Source organism: Marinomonas primoryensis (assembly GCF_013372285.1).
In the GTDB taxonomy this organism is placed as follows: domain Bacteria; phylum Pseudomonadota; class Gammaproteobacteria; order Pseudomonadales; family Marinomonadaceae; genus Marinomonas; species Marinomonas primoryensis.
Genome location: NZ_CP054301.1, coordinates 3,498,705 through 3,519,341, shown reverse-complemented (window position 1 = coordinate 3,519,341; position 20,637 = coordinate 3,498,705). Strand labels below are relative to the sequence as shown.

18 protein-coding genes are annotated in these 20,637 nt (G+C 42.8%); 12 read left to right on the top strand and 6 right to left on the bottom strand.

What is annotated here, in order from left to right; all coding sequences use genetic code 11:
- The first annotated feature begins 18 nt into the window (after positions 1 to 18).
- The 6 genes from MP3633_RS16370 to MP3633_RS16345 all read left to right on the top strand — a co-directional run bounded on the left by MP3633_RS16370 (position 19) and on the right by MP3633_RS16345 (position 6,695).
- Positions 19 to 1,236, top strand: a complete 1,218-nt coding sequence (locus MP3633_RS16370; protein WP_244959713.1) for a divergent polysaccharide deacetylase family protein — start codon at positions 19 to 21, stop codon at positions 1,234 to 1,236.
- Positions 1,237 to 1,708: 472 nt separating this feature from the next.
- A complete protein-coding gene (locus tag MP3633_RS16365) occupies positions 1,709 to 2,821 on the top strand; it encodes a branched-chain amino acid ABC transporter substrate-binding protein (protein WP_176336332.1) in 1,113 nt (370 codons plus the stop codon).
- Between the two features lie 96 nt (positions 2,822 to 2,917).
- On the top strand, positions 2,918 to 3,829 hold the full coding sequence (locus MP3633_RS16360; protein WP_176336331.1) for an ABC transporter permease subunit: 912 nt from the start codon (positions 2,918 to 2,920) through the stop codon (positions 3,827 to 3,829).
- Complete coding sequence (gene livM, locus MP3633_RS16355) at positions 3,830 to 5,104, top strand: high-affinity branched-chain amino acid ABC transporter permease LivM (RefSeq protein WP_112141295.1); 1,275 nt, start codon at positions 3,830 to 3,832, stop codon at positions 5,102 to 5,104.
- Positions 5,101 to 5,985 (top strand): ABC transporter ATP-binding protein, encoded by an 885-nt coding sequence (locus tag MP3633_RS16350; RefSeq protein WP_176336330.1) that lies wholly within the window; start codon positions 5,101 to 5,103, stop codon positions 5,983 to 5,985. Before livM ends, MP3633_RS16350 begins: the two co-directional genes overlap by 4 nt.
- Complete coding sequence (locus MP3633_RS16345; protein WP_176336329.1) at positions 5,982 to 6,695, top strand: ABC transporter ATP-binding protein; 714 nt, start codon at positions 5,982 to 5,984, stop codon at positions 6,693 to 6,695. The genes MP3633_RS16350 and MP3633_RS16345 overlap by 4 nt, the downstream gene beginning before the upstream one ends.
- 169 nt (positions 6,696 to 6,864) lie before the next feature.
- On the opposite strand, the gene tsaC is transcribed toward MP3633_RS16345, so the two are convergent.
- The 5 genes from tsaC to glnA all read right to left on the bottom strand — a co-directional run bounded on the left by tsaC (position 6,865) and on the right by glnA (position 12,362).
- Positions 6,865 to 7,422 (bottom strand): L-threonylcarbamoyladenylate synthase type 1 TsaC, encoded by a 558-nt coding sequence (gene tsaC, locus MP3633_RS16340; protein WP_112141289.1) that lies wholly within the window; start codon positions 7,420 to 7,422, stop codon positions 6,865 to 6,867.
- Positions 7,423 to 7,581: 159 nt separating this feature from the next.
- Positions 7,582 to 7,962, bottom strand: a complete 381-nt coding sequence (locus MP3633_RS16335; RefSeq protein WP_112141287.1) for a DUF3461 family protein — start codon at positions 7,960 to 7,962, stop codon at positions 7,582 to 7,584.
- Between the two features lie 153 nt (positions 7,963 to 8,115).
- Positions 8,116 to 9,549, bottom strand: coding sequence for a nitrogen regulation protein NR(I) (gene ntrC / locus MP3633_RS16330; RefSeq protein ID WP_112141285.1), 1,434 nt, complete (start codon positions 9,547 to 9,549; stop codon positions 8,116 to 8,118).
- Positions 9,546 to 10,631, bottom strand: a complete 1,086-nt coding sequence (gene glnL / locus MP3633_RS16325) for a nitrogen regulation protein NR(II) (RefSeq protein WP_176336328.1) — start codon at positions 10,629 to 10,631, stop codon at positions 9,546 to 9,548. The genes ntrC and glnL overlap by 4 nt, the downstream gene beginning before the upstream one ends.
- 324 nt (positions 10,632 to 10,955) lie before the next feature.
- Positions 10,956 to 12,362, bottom strand: coding sequence for a glutamate--ammonia ligase (gene glnA, locus MP3633_RS16320; protein ID WP_112141281.1), 1,407 nt, complete (start codon positions 12,360 to 12,362; stop codon positions 10,956 to 10,958).
- Between the two features lie 331 nt (positions 12,363 to 12,693).
- Between glnA and thiI the strand changes: the two genes are divergently transcribed.
- The 3 genes from thiI to dtd all read left to right on the top strand — a co-directional run bounded on the left by thiI (position 12,694) and on the right by dtd (position 16,813).
- A complete protein-coding gene (gene thiI / locus MP3633_RS16315) occupies positions 12,694 to 14,145 on the top strand; it encodes a tRNA uracil 4-sulfurtransferase ThiI (RefSeq protein ID WP_112141280.1) in 1,452 nt (483 codons plus the stop codon).
- A 249-nt stretch (positions 14,146 to 14,394) separates the two neighbouring features.
- Positions 14,395 to 16,215, top strand: coding sequence for a translational GTPase TypA (gene typA, locus MP3633_RS16310; RefSeq protein ID WP_176336327.1), 1,821 nt, complete (start codon positions 14,395 to 14,397; stop codon positions 16,213 to 16,215).
- 163 nt (positions 16,216 to 16,378) lie between these two features.
- On the top strand, positions 16,379 to 16,813 hold the full coding sequence (dtd, locus tag MP3633_RS16305) for a D-aminoacyl-tRNA deacylase (RefSeq protein ID WP_176336326.1): 435 nt from the start codon (positions 16,379 to 16,381) through the stop codon (positions 16,811 to 16,813).
- A gap of 18 nt (positions 16,814 to 16,831) precedes the next feature.
- Here the strand turns inward: dtd and MP3633_RS16300 are convergent, their stop codons facing one another.
- The gene (locus MP3633_RS16300; RefSeq protein WP_176336325.1) at positions 16,832 to 17,302 is read right to left on the bottom strand and encodes a thioesterase family protein; all 471 of its coding nucleotides are present in this window, start codon (positions 17,300 to 17,302) and stop codon (positions 16,832 to 16,834) included.
- Between the two features lie 223 nt (positions 17,303 to 17,525).
- Here MP3633_RS16300 and MP3633_RS16295 point away from each other — a divergent pair, with 223 nt between their 5' ends.
- From MP3633_RS16295 to MP3633_RS16285, 3 genes are all read left to right on the top strand, one after another.
- Positions 17,526 to 18,398 carry a GlxA family transcriptional regulator gene (locus tag MP3633_RS16295; RefSeq protein WP_244959711.1) on the top strand — a complete coding sequence of 291 codons (873 nt, stop codon included), beginning with the start codon at positions 17,526 to 17,528 and terminating at the stop codon, positions 18,396 to 18,398.
- 240 nt (positions 18,399 to 18,638) lie between these two features.
- Complete coding sequence (locus MP3633_RS16290) at positions 18,639 to 19,529, top strand: beta-keto acid cleavage family enzyme (RefSeq protein WP_176336323.1); 891 nt, start codon at positions 18,639 to 18,641, stop codon at positions 19,527 to 19,529.
- Between the two features lie 42 nt (positions 19,530 to 19,571).
- Positions 19,572 to 20,540 (top strand): 3-hydroxyacyl-CoA dehydrogenase NAD-binding domain-containing protein, encoded by a 969-nt coding sequence (locus tag MP3633_RS16285; RefSeq protein WP_176336322.1) that lies wholly within the window; start codon positions 19,572 to 19,574, stop codon positions 20,538 to 20,540.
- Positions 20,541 to 20,637 lie beyond the last annotated feature (97 nt).

Sequence of the window (20,637 nt, the reverse complement as noted above, 5' to 3'; positions counted from 1 at the left end):
TTTTTGGTAAGCACTCGCTTGGTTGATTTAAAGAAAGTCTCTGTTGTTGTGTTTTTTTTGTTTTCCTTGTACGGGTGGGCAAATGAGTTGGATCGTATTGCTGACCGTGCGCAAACAGTAATCACTAATGATGACGATGCGGTTCAACTTGAAGAAACTCAAATTACCGAACAAGAAAACCCAATTTTTTTTGAAGTCCCTGCCGTTCTTCCTGAGCATTTAGGTCCTTTGGTTGCTCCAAAAAAACATGAAGCGCCACAAAAATATATCGTTTCGGAAAAGCAGGCAGTGACAAAAAAACTTTCCTCAAAGAAAGCGTCAGATGGCCCTGTCGCTTCTACTCCCCCTTTATTGCCTAACCTTCCAATATTGGATACGCCCCAGCCTTGGGCGCCAACAATGGTGCCTTTTTTGGATGCACCGTTTCTCCATCAGTATGATTCTCTTTCTAAAGATAAGCCGCTTTCACCGGTTGTTAAGCCAGAATTAGATCGTAAAGTGCCTAGTGGAAAGGTTATTCCCGCTAAAATACTGGCCGTTGACGTGCATCCAAAAATGCCAAGGATTGCGATTTTGATCGATGATCTTGGGTATAATCGACAAGGAATGGAATCATCGTTGGCATTACCTTATGAAGTAGCTCTGGCTATTTTGCCAGAAACCCCTTTTGCTCTACCAACGGCGTTAACGGCGAAAGAGCAGGGTAGAATCACCTTGTTGCATGCTCCAATGGAAAACCAGCGAGAGTTGAAATTGGGCCCTGGTGGCTTGTATGCCAATATGACCGAACATCAGTTAAAAGCGACGTTGAATAAGGACTTAGATGGTTTACCCGGAATTCAAGGTGTGAATAATCACATGGGAAGCTTATTAACGACCAAAGCAGATTCGATGAAGTGGGTCATGGAAGTACTAAAAGGCCGCTCTCTATTTTTCATTGACAGTTTAACGAGCCCTAAAAGCGTGGCGAAAAAAACAGCCCAAGAATATGGCTTGAAGACAGTCAGTCGTGATGTGTTTTTGGATAACATTCGAACGGAAAAAGCGATTGATAAGCAATTTTCTCGCCTAATAAAACGAGCAAGGCGTCATGGGAGCGCATTGGCGATAGGTCATCCTTATCCTGAAACAATGGCATACCTTAAAAAGCGTCTTAATCATTTAGAAGCTGACGGTGTTCGTCTTGTTCGCTTATCTGACGTACTTGAGATAATGCCTCAGCATACCAAAGAGTAATTCACATTTTACGTTTTTATTGGACCGGAGTTTTTTGATAAAAAATAAGAGTTTTTTTTAATTTTTATTTTTCTTTTTGTAATACATTGTATAAGTAGTCTTACCGCTTGTGGTTGCTACGCATATCCCTTGATATAATTTCTAACATGCCCCTTCCAATTTTTGCGCTTACACAGTGCGGAACGCTCCTCTATAAGTACAAAAAACTATAAAAATAACGTTGAACAGTGTTTTATTTTGTCTTTTTAAAAGCAAATAGAATTTTGTTTACGTTTTTTACATTATTTGTGCGCACTACTATTGACCAAAGATTGGTCTAATATTACTGTGTAGCCTTGTTGCGGTGCACATTTTTTGAATACTTGCTGCGAAAGTTCCATAATTTATACCTTTTCATGAGGACTATATTATTGGAACACTTCTTGCTTTTGAATAATAACGATAAAACACAAAACGAGTAGAGGCTTTTCTTATGTCAAACACAGTTATTAAAAAAACATTACTTTCTCTTGCTATCGCTGGTGCTGCGACACTGGCTCAGGCTGAAGTTGTAATCGGTGTTGCTGGTCCTCATACAGGTGCTTATGCCGCATTTGGCGAGCAACTTTGGAAAGGCGCTGAACAAGCAGCCGCTGACATTAATGCTAACGGTGGTATTAATGGCGAAATGATTGAATTGGTTAAAGCAGATGATGCTTGTGAACCAAAGCAAGCCGTTTCAGTTGCAAACCGTTTAGTAGATTCTGATGGCGCTCTTGCGGTTGTTGGTCACTTTTGTTCTTCTTCATCTATTCCGGCTTCAAGAATTTATGAAGAAGCGGGTGTTCTAATGGTGACTCCAGCTTCAACTAGCCCAACGCTTACTGATCAAGGTTTATCAAACGTTTTCCGTGTATGTGGTCGTGATGATCAGCAAGGTGACGTAGCGGCGAGCTATATTATTGATACTCTAGGTGCTAAACGTATTGCCATTATTCATGATAAAGACACTTATGGTAAAGGTCTTGCTGACGCTACGAAAGCGACTCTTAACGCTTACGGCGTAGAAGAAGTAATGTATGAAGGTTTGACTCGTGGTGAGAAAGATTTCAACGCATTAATTACAAAAATCCGTTCTGTTGATGCTGACGTTGTTTACTTCGGTGGTCTTCACTCAGAAGCTGGTCCACTAGTTCGTCAGTTGCGCGAGCAAGGTTCTAAAGCAATCTTCATGTCTGGTGATGGTATTGTTTCGGATGAGTTCGTTTCTGTTGCTGGTTCACCAGATTATGTTGATGGTGTATTGATGACATTCGGTGCTGATCCAACCTCTTACCCTGCTGGTAAAGCAGTAGTTCAAGGGTTCCGTGACAAAGGCTTTGAGCCAGAAGGTTATGTGCTTTATTCGTACACTGCGATGCAAGTTGTAGCGGCTGCTTTATCAAACAGCAATCTTGACCCAGTTAAAGCTGCAGAATGGTTGCAATCTCATTCTGTTGACACTGCAATGGGCAAGAAAACTTTTAATGATAAAGGCGATTTGACGGTTTCTGACTACGTTATGTATGAGTGGGATGCTCAAGGTAAATATCATCAAGTAAACTAATTTTCATTTAGTTTAATTCACTTGTTTACTGGCATAAGGATGGTGCTGGTAGACAAGCTCTCTCTATTTTAGCTAAAACTCCCACGAGGTCTTACGATGGATATCGTTCTCCAGCAGTTGGTAAACGGTCTTACCCTTGGCTCTGTTTATGGGCTCATTGCGATCGGTTACACCATGGTATACGGCATTATTGGCATGATTAACTTCGCCCATGGTGATGTATACATGGTGTCTGCCTATATCACTGCAATTGCCATTGCTATTTTAACATTTTTCGGTATTGAATCTTTCCCGATCATCATCATCGGCACGTTATTTCTAACGGTTGCTGTGACAGGTGCTTACGGTTGGGTGATTGAGCGTATTGCATACCGTCCATTACGTAACTCTAGCCGCTTAGCTGTATTGATTTCGGCGATAGGTATGTCTCTTATTCTACAGAACTATGTACAACTGAGTCAGGGGGCTAACCAACAAGGTGTACCTACTCTTTTGACTGGCGCTATCCGCTTTACGGTGGGTGATGGCTTTGTACAAATTACTTATATGAAATTGCTTATTTTGTTTGTTTCTATTTTGGGAATGGGCGTATTGACCTACGTTATTCAAAAAACAAAATTAGGCCGTATGTGTCGTGCTACTCAGCAAGACCGAAAAATGGCTTCTATTTTGGGAATAGACACTGATAAGGTCATTTCAACCGTTTTTGTTATTGGTGCCATGATGGCCGCCTTAGCAGGCGTGCTTATAACACTAGATTATGGTGCATTTGATTTCTATGTCGGCTTTATTATTGGCATTAAAGCCTTTACTGCTGCGGTATTGGGTGGCATTGGTTCTTTACCTGGTGCCATGTTAGGTGGGCTTATTCTTGGCTTGTCCGAAGCCCTGTTTGCTGGATTGATCAGTTCTGATTATAAAGATGTCTTCTCATTCTCATTATTGGTTCTCATTCTGATTATTCGCCCAAGTGGCCTTCTCGGCAAACCTGAAGTGGAGAAAGTATAAATGAGCCAAGCAGTTGGAATAAATTTTAAGAAAAGTAGCATTGATTCGCTCGTTGCGGGTTTTCTGGCGCTCATCTTGTTTGGCCCTATTGTTGGGGTGCTGCTGGATGGTTATGACTTTGATTTCGAGTTTGAGCGAGTGGCCTGGATGGTCGCGATCGTTGTTGTTGGGCGCTTTGCTATATCCAGCTTTTTTCAGACAGAAAAAGGCGTGGCGATGGCATTTCGCTATGCTAGCAATGATGAAGGTGCAACGGTTCTAGCACCAGGGCACAAATCGAAGATGGTATGGATTATCCCATTAGTGATTTTGGTTGGGCTTTTGGTGCCTTTCATTGCCTCTAAATACGTACTTACTGTGGTTATCCTAGGGTTGATCTACGTACTACTTGGGCTTGGTCTTAATATTGTTGTGGGTCTTGCTGGTTTATTAGATTTAGGTTTCGTGGGCTTTTACGCTATTGGAGCTTATGGCTTGGCGTTGGGTTATGAAAATCTAGGTCTTGGCTTTTGGTCAATGTTACCGATTGCTGCTCTTTTAGCCGCGTTTGCAGGGGCTATACTGGGTTTCCCCGTCTTGCGTATGCACGGTGATTACTTAGCGATTGTTACCCTTGGTTTCGGGGAGATCATCCGCCTTATTTTAACCAACTGGGCGTCGTTTACTCATGGGCCTAATGGTATCTCTGCGCCGTTACCAACGCTATTTGGACTAGAGTTCAAGCGTCGATCTAGTGACGGTCAAACCTTCCATGAATTCTTTAATCTTCCGTACGATTCTGCCTACAAATATATGTTTATATATTTGGTCTTATTCGCTGTTGTCTGGGCGGTTCTTTTTATCAAGCATCGCTTGGTGAAAATGCCAATAGGTCGTGCTTGGGAAGCACTTCGTGAAGATGAAATTGCTTGTCGTTCACTTGGTTTGAATCATGTATTGGTAAAACTTTCTGCTTTCATGTTGGGGGCGTCCACGGGTGGTTTAGCGGGTGTGTTTTTTGCTACCTACCAAGGTTTTGTTAATCCGTCTTCCTTTACTTTCTTTGAGTCTGCGTTGATTCTTGCCATTGTTGTTTTGGGTGGTATGGGCTCAACATTGGGTGTGGTTATTGCGGCTTTTTGTCTTACTGTTTTGCCTGAGGTGTTAAGAGAGTTTGCCGAGTACCGTGTCTTAATGTTTGGTATTTTGATGGTAGTAATGATGGTTTGGAAACCTCGAGGTATTGTTCGTGTAACGCGAACCGGTTTTGCAACGAGAAAAGGGGCAGTGAAATGAGCCAAGAACATATCTTAAAAGTAGAAAACTTGGTGATGCACTTTGGTGGTATTAAAGCGTTAAATGATGTGACCTTTGATATAAAGCGTGGCTCCGTATCTGCCTTGATTGGACCAAATGGGGCAGGTAAAACAACGGTATTTAACTGTCTTACTGGTTTCTATAAAGCAACGGGCGGTAAAATTTTACTGTCTGCTGCTGGAAAAGAAACCAGCATAATCAAAGTGCTGGGAGAACCTTTCCAGCCAACAGATTTTTTATCTCCCTTTGCTTTCTTTCGTCGCCTTAAGTACAAAATGTTTGGTGGTTCGCATTTAGTGAATCGGGCTGGGTTATCTCGGACCTTTCAAAATATTCGATTGTTTAAAGAAATGTCTGTTGTGGAGAACTTATTGGTTGCTCAGCATATGCGAGTCAACCGTAGTTTGATTTCAGGCATTTTGAATACCAAGGCGTATAGGAGATCTGAGGAAGAAGCATTAGAGCGCGTGTTCTATTGGTTAGGTGTTGTTGATCTTGTGGATTCAGCGAATCGCTTAGCAGGAGAGCTTTCCTATGGTCAGCAGCGTCGTTTAGAAATCGCTCGTGCTATGTGTACGAATCCTGAAATCGTTTGTTTGGATGAGCCAGCGGCGGGTTTAAACCCTTCTGAAACCGAAGCGCTTACCAAAATGATCCGTGTTTTACGTGATGAGCACAATACAACGGTGCTGTTAATAGAACACGACATGGGGATGGTTATGGATATTTCGGACTATATTGTTGTATTGGACCATGGCGAAGTCATCGCCAAAGGTGGCCCTGATGACATTAAAAACGACCCGAAAGTAATTGCCGCTTATCTTGGTGCTGAAGAAGATGATGAAGAGGTGACACTATGACATCTTTGATGGAGTTTAAAGAGGTTGATGTCCACTACGGGCCAATCCAAGCGTTAAAGAAAGTCTCTTTAACGATAAATGAAGGTGAAATTGTTACCTTGATTGGAGCGAATGGTGCGGGTAAGTCGACGTTACTGATGTCTATTTTTGGCCAGCCGCGTATTTCTTCTGGAGAAATTATTTATCGTGGTGAGGATATTTCACAAAAATCTGCGCATTATGTCGCGTCGAATGGTCTTGCTCAATCACCTGAAGGCCGACGTATTTTTCCAAGTATGTCGGTAGAAGAAAATCTTTTGATGGGGACGATTCCGATCGGCATGGATCATGCTGAAGAAGACATGCAGCGAATGTTTACATTGTTTCCTCGCCTATTGGAGCGTCGTAATCAGCGTGCATCAACTATGTCTGGTGGTGAGCAGCAAATGTTAGCCATTGCTCGAGCATTAATGAGCCGCCCAAAGTTGTTGTTATTGGATGAGCCGAGCCTGGGTTTAGCCCCCATTATTGTTAAGCAAATCTTTCAAATTTTGAGGGATGTAGCGAGTACAGGCATGACAATTTTCCTTGTAGAGCAAAACGCTAATCATGCATTGAAACTGGCTAATCGTGGCTATGTGATGGTCAATGGTGAGATTCGTATGACGGGCTCAGGTCAGGAATTATTGGTTAACCCAGAAGTGCGTGAAGCGTATTTGGGTGGGCACTAAGCTAGGAATTTTCTTATATAGAGTGATCTGATTTTACGCTTACTATCAAAGCGGCGTTTCATTTATACATTGAATGAAATGCCGCTTTTTTATTTATGTGGATAAAAAGATCGTTTTTACACAAGAAGTTCAACAGATGTATCGACAGAAGTGAAAAATGCGTTACGTGTTATGCTCTAAAAAGTTTGTTCGTCAAAATGTCTCGAACTTGCGAAGGTTGAGAGGCTTCTCCAAGTGACGCATGAAAGATAGCGTCAATCTTATCCCCAAAGTACGCATAGACCTCGTCTGCATTCATCGCAGGAGCAAGTCCTGCAGGGTTCGCCGACGTAGAAACAATCACGCCTTTAAAAGCGGCACATAGGCGCTGTACTGGACTATGCTGAGAAAGTCGTATTGCGACGCTTTTGTGTTCTCCTCTTACCCAGCTGGGGGTGATTTGGGTATCAGGCACTACCCAAGAGGTCGGTGTCTCATTAAGGCTGACTAGGCGCTGTATGGCATCGCTGTCTAATATTTTTAGCCAAGGTGCCAGCTCTTCTTGAGCGCCAGCAACGAGAATCAACCCTTTTGATTCAGGGCGAGATTTCAGTGCTAAAATTCGTCGTACAGCTAATTCATTAAAAGGATCACAGCCTAACCCCCAAACCGCTTCGGTAGGGTAAGCGATGACACCGCCTTTCCGAATGATGTCAGCAAGCTCTGTTTCAGAGGTAATAAAACGCATATAAATAAAACTCAAATAGCTTATTAGGGATAATAAGAATGTAGGAGATTGTAGCGAGGTTTTTAGAAATGGGCTAGCAGGTATTCCCTTCTACTAACAAGGCTAGTCGTAATAGCTTCGTTAAGAATAAGGAATTCCTGCTACGTGGTCTTAATGGACTTATTTCATTGCTGAGATTTTTTCTTTGATTTCATTGATCTTGCTATTCACCACTTTTTCTAAGTGCTCAAGCTCTTGGACCAAATCATCTTTTGTGACTTTAACGTCGTGTTTCCTGCCAACAATTTTTTCTAGTTCTTCCATTGCTCGCAATACGATAAGAGAAGGCTCTTGTACTTGACGATAGGTTTGTTGACCACCGTCTGCTAATACAGTCTTTGTTGAGCGACCAAATTTGAATTTTTTACTTTTAGGTAGCAAGGAGCCTTTTTCCCGACGGTAATAAATTTTTAAAACGTCGTGGCCGCCTTCGAAGCGCAAAGTGAATTTTTCAATGTCCTGTATGCTTGTGATACCCATGGACTGAAGTGTTGGATACATAACAGTTTTCCCGTTTATTAATGGTCATTCAATAGACATTAATTAGTAGGGGATTGTAGGTATAAATGCAAGTCAAAAATAGGAGAAAGCTGAGATAACGCAGGCAATTGGTAAATAGGTTTGCCTGCATTGTTTTTTCTCAGCTAGAAGCTATTAATCTTCGTCTTGTTCCGCGTGATCTATGTTTAACTCTTTGATTTTACGCGTCAACGTATTACGCCCCCAGCCTAATAAAAGAGACGCATCTCGGCGGCGTCCACCCGTGTGAGCGAGTGCCGTTTCAATCATGATACGTTCAAATTTTGGAACAGCTTGATCGAGAATGCCTTTTTGTCCTGTCGCCAGCGTGCTATCGACCCAATTTTTAAGGGCTTCCTCCCATGATGCGAAAGGCTGCTCATGAGGCGCGGCCGCGAGTAGCTCAGGTGGTAAATCTTCAACCAATACCTCTCGTCCTGACGCCATAACGATTAGCCAGCGACAAGTATTCTCTAGTTGACGCACGTTACCGGGCCATTCCAGCTGAGTAAGGTAGTTTTCGGTTTCTTTGGTCAGCAGCTTAGGTTCAACAGAGAGCTCGTCTGCGGCACGACTCAAGAAGTGACGTGCTAATTTTGGAATATCTTCACGGCGCTCTGATAACTTAGGCAAATGAATGCGGATGACGTTTAGACGATGAAATAAATCTTCACGGAATGTCCCTTTTTGCACCAGATTTTCTAAGTTTTGATGTGTGGCGGCAATGATGCGAACATCGACTTTCACTGCGGTATGCCCGCCTACACGATAGAACTCGCCATCTGCAAGAACTCGCAGTAGGCGAGTTTGTGTCTCGGCTGGCATGTCACCAATTTCATCTAAAAATAAGGTGCCTCCGTTGGCTTGTTCGAAACGACCTCGGCGTTGAGTATTCGCGCCAGTGAATGCGCCTTTCTCATGACCAAATAGTTCTGATTCAATTAAGTCGTGTGGAATGGCTGCCATATTAAGGGCGATGAAAGGGTTGGTAGTGCGAGGGCTGTGAGTATGTAGTGCTTTTGCGACTAATTCCTTACCAGTACCGGACTCACCGTTAATTAGCACAGTGATGTTTGAGTTAGCGAGTCGACCAATGGCACGAAAAACCTCCTGCATGGCAGGCGCTTCACCGATGATTTCTTTATCTACTTCTGGCTCGGCTTCTTCTTCCATAAAATCTGTGCTGGGCCGTGCATTTCTATGATGCAGTATGGCGCGTTTTACAAGGCTAACAGCTTCTTCTACATCGAAAGGTTTTGGTAGATATTCAAACGCGCCGCCTTGATAAGATGCCACGGCACTTTCAAGGTCTGAATGTGCCGTCATAATGATGACAGGCAAATATGGATGATCTTTTTGTAGTTTTTCGAGCAGTGCTAAGCCATCCATGCCAGGCATGCGAATGTCACTGATGATGGCACTTGGCTGCTCTTTATCTAGCATGTTTACTAAGTTTTCGGCGGAATCAAACAGACGACATTGAATTCCCTCTTGCTCTAATGTCTTTTCCAATACCCAGCGAATTGAGCGATCGTCGTCAACAATCCATACGGTTTCTTCTGGTGTCATGAGTGTTTCTCCTGGTCTTGGACTGTCGTCTCAATGGGAATCAATATATTAAATTCGGTTTCTTTGGGGTAGCTGTTGCACTCCACTATTCCGTGATGTTGGTGAATTACGGATTGGGCGATAGAAAGGCCTAAGCCTGTTCCATCCGCTCTAGCACTTACCATTGGATAAAATAGTGTTTTTAAGATGGCCTCAGGGATGCCGGGCCCATTGTCAATGATGCTGATTTTGCAAACCAAACGGTGACGTTTTGAACCTATGGTGAATTGGCGTAAAGCACGAGTCACTATATGAATGGTTTTACTATGATTGTTCTCGTCTTCCATTAGGGCTTGCATAGCGTTTCTGGTGATATTGAGTAATGCCTGTATTAATTGTGACTCATCGCCAATCAAATCTGGAATACTAGGATCATAGTCTCTAATGAGCTGGATTTGATTGTCGGTTTCAACGGAAATCAGCTGTCTAACTCGTTCGATTACCTTGTGTACATTTAGTGGTTTGTTTTTAGGAAGTTGTCTGGGCCCTAATAGCCGATCAACAAGATCGCGTAAACGATCGGATTCTTCAATAATGACTTGTGTGTAATCGTTTAACGCTTCGTCGGTAAAGGCCCGGCTAATGAGTTGCGCAGCACCACGAATTCCGCCCAAAGGGTTTTTAATTTCGTGGGCAAGACCTCGTACCAACTCTTTGCTGGTTTCATGGTTCGCTATTAACTCATCTTCTTGTGAGATGCGCTTCATTCTGTCACGTGGGTACAGTTCTATAATCAGGCTTTCTGTGTCATTTGACGTGCCCATTATCGGGGTGACGGTGTAATCACAAAAAAGTTTTTTGTTATTGCTGCACTCGATTTCAGCTTCCCGCTTGGTAAATGGGTGGCCGGACTCTATGGCCGCTTGGAGTGCGAGGATGCTGCCTTCGTTTTCACGGAAAGCGGCTCCAAGGTCGTGGCCATAAATTCGACGACGACTTACTGCGAGCAGCATTTCAGCGGCCGGATTTAAATATTCGATTTCGAGTTTGTTATTCAATTGAACAACAGCGGTGGATAAGTGGTCGATTAATAAGCTATACACAGACAGCGCCTCACTATTGACTCCTGCTTTCTGAACTCTTTGCACGAAGCGTGTACTTGTAAAGACGCGGTTAAAAATAAACACGTCTTTACGTCACTTCTTACCTCGTGCGAAGGCCTCTTATTGTTTCCTGTAATGATAGTTGCAAAAAGCGAACCAACATTGGGCGATCTGAAATGGCTTATATATTAAGGCTTTTGTAACAAGGAAAAAGCTCACTGCACAATTATAGTGCATGCCGGTGTGGTAGTGATGCTTCTTTTTGTGCAAAAAAAAGCCCCGATCTGCATCGAGGCTTTTTAAGTATATTAACGACCTAATAGTTTATAGGCTGTAGTAAAGTTCAAACTCAAGTGGGTGAGTTGTTGTAGCAACTCGTTGCGCTTCAGCTGTTTTTAGCTTGATGTAGGCATTGATCATGTCATCAGAGAATACGCCGCCTTGAGTCAAGAATCCGCGATCTTCGTCTAGACACTTAAGCGCTTCTTCTAGGCTGCCAGCAACCTGAGGAATAGCCAATGCTTCTTCAGCTGGTAAGTCATACAAATCTTTGTCTGCTGCATCGCCAGGGTGAATCTTGTTTTTGATACCATCGATACCCGCCATCAGCATTGCTGAGAATGCTAGGTATGGGTTAGCGGTTGGATCAGGGAAACGAGCTTCAATACGTTTGCCTTTAGGGCTTGCAACGTATGGGATACGGATAGAAGCAGAACGGTTACGAGCCGAGTAAGCAAGCATTACAGGCGCTTCGAAATGTGGAACAAGACGCTTGTAAGAGTTAGTTGAAGCGTTAGTGAACGCATTCAATGCTTTAGCGTGCTTGATAATACCGCCGATGTAGTAAAGTGCCATTTCAGATAGGCCAGCGTATTGATCGCCAGCGAATTGGTTTTCACCATTTTTCCAAAAAGACTGGTGAACGTGCATACCAGAACCGTTGTCGCCAACGATTGGTTTCGGCATAAATGTCGCCGTTTTGCCATAAGCGTGAGCCACGTTATGTACGCAGTACTTAAGGATTTGAACTTCGTCTGCCTTTTTAACGAGCGTGTTAAATTTAACACCGATTTCGTTTTGGCCAGCGGTCGCTACTTCATGGTGATGAACTTCGATAACCAAGCCCATTGTTTCCATTGCGCCACACATTGCAGCACGTAGGTCGTGATGAGAATCAACAGGTGGTACTGGGAAATAGCCGCCTTTTACGAAAGGACGGTGGCCCATGTTGCCGCCTTGAATTTTCTTGTTAGAAGACCAAGCAGCTTCTTCAGCGTTGATTTCTACTGAACAACCAGACATGTCTGTTTTCCAGCGAACATCATCAAAGATGAAAAATTCAGGCTCAGGGCCGAAGAATGCTGTATCGCCAAGACCGGTAGACTTTAGGAACTCTTCAGCGCGAATGGCAACAGAGCGTGGATCACGATCGTAGCCTTGCATCGTAGAAGGTTCAATGATGTTACAACGAACAATAATAGTCGGTTCTTCAGTGAAAGGATCGATGATAACTGTGTCGTCCTGAGGCATCATGATCATGTCTGATTCGTTGATACCTTTCCAGCCAGCAATGGAAGAACCATCAAACATCTGACCGTTTTCAAAAAACTCTTCATCTACCGTAATAGCTGGAATAGATACGTGTTGTTCTTTACCTTTAAAATCGGTAAAGCGAAGGTCAACCCACTTCGCGTCATGCTCAGCAATCAAGGCAAGGGTCTTGTTTGACATAGTTGTTCTCCAGTCGTAGTTAAAGCGAAATTACTTTTTGTTTTTAAGAGTGCTTTAATATAAAGCGTCATTTGTCGAATATAAAGCATAACTTGTGCCAGAATTTCGTGCGGCCTTATAATCCTCTATATAACAACAAGATAGAGGCTTTTCATTTAAAGTCACAGTTGATAGTAGTCTGAGTATGTCTTTAAAAAAGCATGCGCGCACTATTTTGGTTCGGCGCTAAGTGCGTTTGAGCTATATTGGTGCGAATTTAGGGTTTTCGTATCGATACGCTTTTCTTTATACTACGCGCCCTTTCTTATATCCGGTATAAATCACACCCGCCATGAAATTTATTGTTAAGTTCTTTGCAGAAATCACCATTAAAAGTAATCCAGTCAGAAAGTCTTTTATTAAGCAGCTTCGACATAATATAAGGCTGGTGCTTAAAAAATATGATGCCAATGTCGCCGTTTCTGGAAATTGGGATTTTATTGAGGTCTTTTCTGATAAAGATGAGTTACGAGACGGCTTTACTGAGGCCTTGTCTAATGTCGCGGGTATTGCGCATTTTCAATTTGTTCGTGAGTTTCCCTTTATCGACCTTGATGGCATCGTTGAGCAAGCGGTAGTGTCGTATGGTGACACAATAAAAGACGCCGTATTTGCCGTGCGAGTCAAACGTGTTGGCCACCATGACTTTACCTCGGTAGATGCCGAGCGGCATATTGGTGGCTGCCTTAAAGCACAATGTGGTGCTTTGGCTGTACGTTTAAAAAACCCTGACGTACTGGTTCCTATCGATATTCGTGATAATCGGGTGTGGATGATCGAGCAACGTGTAAAAGGTTTGGGTGGTTACCCACTTGGTTCGCAAGATCCCGTTTTATCTTTGATGTCTGGCGGCTACGATTCAACAGTCAGTTCTTTTTTAACCATGAGTCGCGGCCTAAAAACGCATTTTTGTTTCTTCAATTTAGGTGGCGATGCTCACGAGATTGGCGTGAAGCAGGTTTCTCATTTTATTTGGGAGAAATATGGTTCAGCATTAAATGTAAAATTCATCACTGTGCCTTTTGAAGCGGTTGTTGGCGAAATTTTAACGAAAGTTGATAACGCTGAAATGGGTGTTATCCTAAAACGTATGATGTTGCGTGCTGCCTCTCAACTGATGGAGCAGGTGGGTGCGAAAGCCTTGGTAACAGGAGAAAGTGTTGCTCAGGTATCGAGTCAAACCTTGATTAATTTAAAGGTAATTGATCAAGTCACGGAAGAATTAGTGCTTAGGCCTTTGATTACCACGAATAAACAAGAAATCATCGATAAGGCAATCGAAATAGGCACCGCGCCGTTCGCCGCCAGAATGCCAGAGTTTTGTGGTGTGATTTCGGTCAAACCGACCATCCGAGCCAAAATGCATCGCGTTGAAAAGCAAGAATCTAACTTTGATTTTGATGTCTTAGAGCAAGCGATTGCCAATGCTCAGACGATGTCTATTCAAAATGTAATGGATGATGTTGCTAAGCAGTATCAAGGTGAAGTGCCGGTGGTGCGCATGCCAGTGAGTGATGAAGTGATTATTGATATCCGTCATCCAGATGAAGCGATTAACCGACCATTAAAAGTCAGTGGCCGGCCTGTTAAGGTTATTCCTTTCTTTGCACTAGACTCTAACTGGTCAGAATTAGATTCCGGTACAACTCATCTGCTTTATTGTGGGAAAGGTGTTATGAGTCGTATGCATGCTTCTTATCTGTTGGGTAAGGGGTATGAAAATGTTGGTGTTTATTTGCCTTAATTAAGCATTGTTAAGCGGTAGCATTATTGTAGTAATTGGATGTTACCGTTCTGAACTGAATGTGCATTGTCCCCCTGTTGAAGTATTTATATGGACTTTTTTTTCCACTTTAATGGGATATTTTTCAATATAAGGGTACAATTGCGCGAATTTTATCCCGCACCAAGATCCGAGACGCTTGAAGAGCATACCCGCCCGAATCAAGCGGCGGTTTGTCTTTTTGCTCACACCAAATACAGAGAACTATAAATGTCTAATGATATTAGTAAGTTACGCAATATTGCCATCATTGCGCACGTTGACCATGGTAAAACTACCTTAGTTGATAAACTATTGAGCCAATCCGGCACGTTGGATCGTAAAGATGAGGGTTCTGAACGAATCATGGATTCTAACGATCAAGAAAAAGAACGTGGTATCACGATATTGGCGAAAAACACGTCAATTATGTGGAAGGATTACCGTATCAATATCGTAGACACACCTGGACACGCTGACTTCGGTGGTGAAGTGGAACGTGTACTTTCTATGGTTGATTGTGTATGTCTATTGGTTGATGCTGTTGACGGTCCAATGCCGCAAACACGTTTTGTAACCTCTAAAGCTTTTGAGCAAGGTTTGCGTCCTATTGTTGTTATCAACAAAGTTGACCGTCCTGGTGCTCGTCCTGATTGGGTTATGGATCAAGTATTTGATCTTTTTGATAACCTTGGTGCAACGGAAGAGCAATTAGACTTCCCTGTTATTTACGCTTCTGCAATCAATGGTCAAGCTGGTACTGATCCAGATAACCTAGCAGATGATATGACACCGCTTTATCAAATGATTGTTGATAGCGTGCCTGTGCCAGATGTTGATCCAGAAGGTACCTTCCAAATGCAGATTTCGGCATTGGATTATGACAGCTATGTTGGTGTTATCGGTGTAGGTCGTATCACACGTGGTAGCTTGTCTCCTAACCAGCAAGTTGTAGTTAAATCAGCTGACGGTAAAGAGCGCAAAGGTAAAGTACTAAACGTGAAGGGCTATCATGGTCTAGCACGTGTTGATACGGATAAAGCGTCTGCTGGCGATATAGTTTGTATCAATGGTATTGATGGTCTAAGCATCTCTGATACTTTGTGTGATCCTACTTGTGTTGAAGCGCTTCCACCTTTGTCCGTTGATGAGCCAACAGTAAGCATGACTTTTATGGTGAACGATTCTCCGTTCGCTGGTAAAGAAGGTAAATACATAACGACTCGTAATATCTCAGACCGTCTAGATCGAGAGCTTATCCACAACGTTGCATTGCGTGTTAAGCAAGGTGAAACACCAGATAAATTCATCGTATCTGGTCGTGGTGAGCTTCACTTGTCTGTATTGATTGAAAGTATGCGTCGCGAAGGTTTCGAAATGGGTGTATCTCGCCCAGAAGTAGTTATCAAAGAAATTGATGGTCAGAAATGTGAGCCATTTGAATTGGTGGTTATCGACGTTGAAGACCAACATCAAGGTTCTATCATGGAAGAGATTGGCTTACGTAAAGGTGAGCTAACCAATATGGAACCAGATGGTAAAGGTCGTACACGTCTTGAATTCATGATGCCATCACGTGGTTTGATCGGTTTCCGTGGGTTGTTCCTAACATTGACGTCTGGCTCTGGTATTTTGACCAGTGTTTTCGATCATTACGGTCCAGTGAAAGATGGTGAAGTTCAAAGTCGTAAGAACGGTGTATTGGTCAGCATGCTGACAGGTAAAACAGCCGCTTACTCTTTGTTTAACTTACAGAGCCGTGGACGTATGTTCCTAGGTCATGCTATTGAAGTTTACGAAGGTCAAATTATCGGTATTCACTCACGTGATAACGATTTGGCAGTTAACCCTGTTAAAGGTAAGCAGCTGACTAACGTACGTGCTTCTGGTACGGATGAAGCGTTGACACTAACGCCACCTATTCGCCAAACGCTAGAACAAGCGCTTGAATTCATCGAAGACGATGAATTGGTAGAAGTTACGCCATTAAGTATTCGTGTTCGTAAGAAGTTCCTTACTGAAAACGAACGCAAGCGTAACGGCCGTAAATAAATAGTTTGATAAAGTAATTCGGAAGAATTGCTTTAAAAGAGCAGCAGCAAATGAGTTCATTTAAGTGAATTCAGGAGCGACAGAAGCGCCTTAGGGCGCTTTTGTTTTTTCTGGCATTTGATAAAGTAAGTGCGGAAAAGTCTTATGGATAAAAGGAACAGGAATGAAGGTCTTAGTGCAACGAGCATTGAATGCCAGAGTCGTAGTCGATGGTGAAACCATAGGTGCAATCGATCATGGACAGCTTGTTTTGGTTGGCGTTGAAAAAGGTGACAGTGACGTTGATGTGCAGCGACTTGCAGACAAACTGTTAAAGTACCGCATGTTTGGTGACGAAGAAGGCAAAATGAACCTGAATGTTCAGCAAGTAAATGGTGGTGTTCTATTGGTCTCTCAATTTACCTTGGCGGCAGAAACCAAAAAAGGGCTTCGCCCTGGTTTTTCGACGGCAGCCATCCCTGCAGAAGGCGAACGTTTATTTAATGATTTTGTGGATAGAGTACGATCACAATATAACAAAGTCGAAACAGGGCGTTTTGGTGCGGACATGAAAGTCTCCTTTACCAATGATGGCCCTGTTACTTTTATGTTGGACTAACTTGTTTCTATTTGTTCATTATGAAACGCGTTGTAAACGAATTGCATTACCCGCAAGCGCTGGATTAGGCAGTGTGTTATGGGATACTTGCATCGAGTCTATGACAGACTGAATCGCGGGTAAAAAATTCATGGATTTATGGAGTTGTGTATTTACGTGCAATAAAAGCGTTTCTAATGTGGCGAGTTCGACGTTACTTTCTTCATGATACATGGTCATAAATAAACGTATTTTTTTTCCATTACTTTCCAATAGTTGGCCTTTGATGACAATTGGCTCTCTTTCAGCTACTTCTCGTATATAGTGCACCATACTTTGTAATGTATAGATGGATGAGTGATTTTCTAGGCGAAACTTTTCATTGATGCCTATGAGCAGCATGAAAGCATCAATAGCTTTACTAAAGGCAATAACGTAGTAAGCGTCATTCATGTGGCCGTTATAGTCGATCCAGTCGGCCAGCACAGGGCTTTTGAATAAGGTGATCATGCAAATGTTCCTTTCATTATTTCTGTATGAGTGGTTCGATACGTCAATATTAGACAAAAAATAAAATCAAAATTGCTTAAATTCGAATATTTAATGATGATTTTCAATTGCATTTTTCTATTGTAGAGGTGAAAAAATCGTGTTTGGTGATTCATTTAAAAATGGACCTCAAAAAATTTATTTTTTGTTAGTGCCCGGTTTCTCTCTTTTTGGACTGACGTCTATGTTAGCCCCCCTTCGACATGCAAACCGCACCAGTAATGACATGCTTTACGAATGGTATTTGTTATCAGAGTTTGGCGGAATGATTTGCAGTAGTGATGAGATCGAAATTAAATGCAATTCCAGTATTAATGAAGTCGATAAATGTGAAATGTTGGTGATTTGTTCTGGTACGCACCCACAGGCAGAGCTAACGCCAGGCTTGTTGGCTTTTATTCGCCGGCAAAGTCACTATGGTGCCGAAATTGGGTGTCAAGATACCGGGGCTTTTATTGTCGCCTCGGCAGGTGTTTTAGATGGCTACCGAGCCACAACCCATTGGGAGAACTACGCAAGTACGGTTGATAGCTTTCCTAATGTGAATTTTGCACAAGAGTTATTGGTCATAGATAGAAAGCGTTTTTCATGCCCTGGCGCGCTTTCCGGATTGGATATGATGCTGCATCTAGTCAGTGAACAGCATGGTAGCGAATTAGCAACGAGCGTAGCTGACGAGTTGGTATACACTCAACAGCGCGCTCATACAGAGCCTCAGCGTCGTTCATTACAAATTAGGTTGGATAGTCGTAATGCTAATCTAATTGAAGCCATACAATTGATGGAAAAAAATATCGAAGAACCGTTATTAATTAGTGATCTGGTAGAATATATCGGTATTTCAGATCGTGAATTAGAGCGTTTATTTAAGCGACATCTACAGCAGACACCTAAGGCGTTTTATCGACAGCTTCGCTTAGAAAAAGCCCGTTGGATGCTTCAGCAAACGTTAGACAGTGTGACGGCTATTTCTATGGCCTGTGGCTTTGCTTCTTTGTCTCATTTTACACGTAGTTATCAGCAGTTGTTCTCCAAGAAACCAAGCCAAGAACGCTAGGGTTCCTTTCCTGCAATTAGTGTTTTTTTATTCCCCACCTGACATTTCTAGGAAAACTACTATTTTCGACAGTTTATCTAATCGCGACAAGCGAATGAATAATGACTTTTTAGGCTAAAAACAATCGATTTTAGGCAAAAATCAAAGATTTTTTAGAGTAACGTTTACAGCTCTAAATAACCGATGGGCAAATTTTAATCTTTCCCCAGTATCCGATTAACCTATTTGAAGATCGAAAGTATGAATCAAGATGTCATTATTACCTGTGCAATAAATGGAGCCGCGGATACTGCACGCCGTAGTTCACATGTTCCAATTACCCCAGAACAAATTGCCAACTCAGTGGTAGAGGCATGGCATGCCGGCGCAGCTATTGCCCATATTCATGTACGTGACCCTGAAACGACTCAAGGCTCCAGACGTGTCGATCTGTATGCTGAAGTGTGTGAACGATTACGTGCATCCGACTGCGACATCATTATTAATTTAACCGCGGGTATGGGCGGCGATCTTTATATTGGCCCAGAAGAAAATCCAACCGCTTTTTGCCCAGAAACGGACTTAGTCGGCGGATTGGAGCGTTTGATTCATATCGAACAACTTAAGCCTGAAATTTGTACCTTGGATTGTGGCTCTTTGAATTTTGGTGATAACAATCTGGTGTATGTATCGACGCCTGACATGCTTCGGTTGGCTGCTGCTCGTATTAAAGAATTAGGCGTGACCGTTGAGCTAGAGATTTTTGATACAGGTAATCTTTGGTTCGCTTTACAAATGATGAAAGAAGGTTTGTTAGACGATAATGCTATGTTCCAACTTTGTCAGGGCATTCCTTGGGGCGCGCCACCTAACTTGGGAATTCTTAAAGGCATGGTAGACATGCTTCCTGCTAACACGAGTTGGACTGCTTTTGCGTTAGGTCGTAATCAATTGCCGTGGGTTGCTCAATCTGCGTTATTGGGTGGTCATGTGCGTGTTGGGCTGGAAGATAACTTGTACCTTGAAAAGGGTGTGTTAGCGACGAATGGTCAGCTAGTAGAGCGTTCTGTAAATATTATCGAAAACATGGGGGCACGTATTTTAAGTCCGTCAGAAGCACGCCAAAAATTGCGTCTGCGTGGAACTCAATAGTTTTTGAAATTAATAGCTGATTAGCATATTGGAGAATAAAATATGGCTCGCCCAAATCCAAGTGAAGTAAAAAAAGTAGGCGTTATTGGTACTGGTGTAATCGGCGGAGCTTGGGCTCTGCATTACCTGCGAATGGGAATGGAAGTGGTTGCTTATGACCCAGGTCCTAATTCCGCCGAAAAGCTGTTAGCAATGGTTGAGCATGTTTGGCCAACCATTGAAAAACTCGGTTTACGAGAAGGCGCGAGCAAGCAGAATTTACGCTTTGTGGATTCGCTAGAAGACATGGTTTCCTGCGTAGAGGTGATCCAAGAAAGTACGCCAGAACGGTTGGATGCTAAACAAACCTTGTTTGCTGAGTTGGATCGAATTACACCGCCTGATGTGGTGATTATTTCCAGTACATCAGGATTCCCTATGACAGAGATGGCTGTAGATTTAAAAGAACAGCCAGATCGTTTTGTGGTTGGTCATCCTTTTAATCCACCTTATCTAATGCCTTTTTGTGAGGTCTGTGGCGGTGAAAGAACCAGTCAAGACGTGGTTGATTGGACAGCCGCTTTCTATGAAGCAATAGAAAAGCAAGTTGCCAAAATGGATAAAGAGTTGCCAGGTTTTATCGGTAATCGCCTTCAAGAAGCCCTATGGCGCGAAGCCTTGCATATGGTCAAGAATAAAGAGTGTTCAGTTGAGGATATCGACAAAGCCATTGCCTATGGCCCCGGTTTACGTTGGGCGATTATGGGACATTGTCTGACTTACCATCTTGGCGGTGGTCAAGGCGGTATGGCGCATTTATTAGATCATTTTGAAGAGTCGCTAGAAGCACCTTGGACGCGATTAAAAGCACCCAAATTAACGCAAGAATTGAAAGATGACATGGTGGCAGGGTGTTTAACCCAAGCCAACGGCGCATCGATCAATGAGTTAATTCAAGAGCGAGATGATTGCTTGATTCGCATCATGCAGACGTTGGATGAATACCGTCAAGAAAAAGGCATTAGACGTTAATGATTGATTATGAAGCTAGCATATGGGAATTAAAAGTAGGCTAGTTTCTACCTAATTGTTAGCAGAGGATCACTAATAAAAACCCTCATAATAAAGA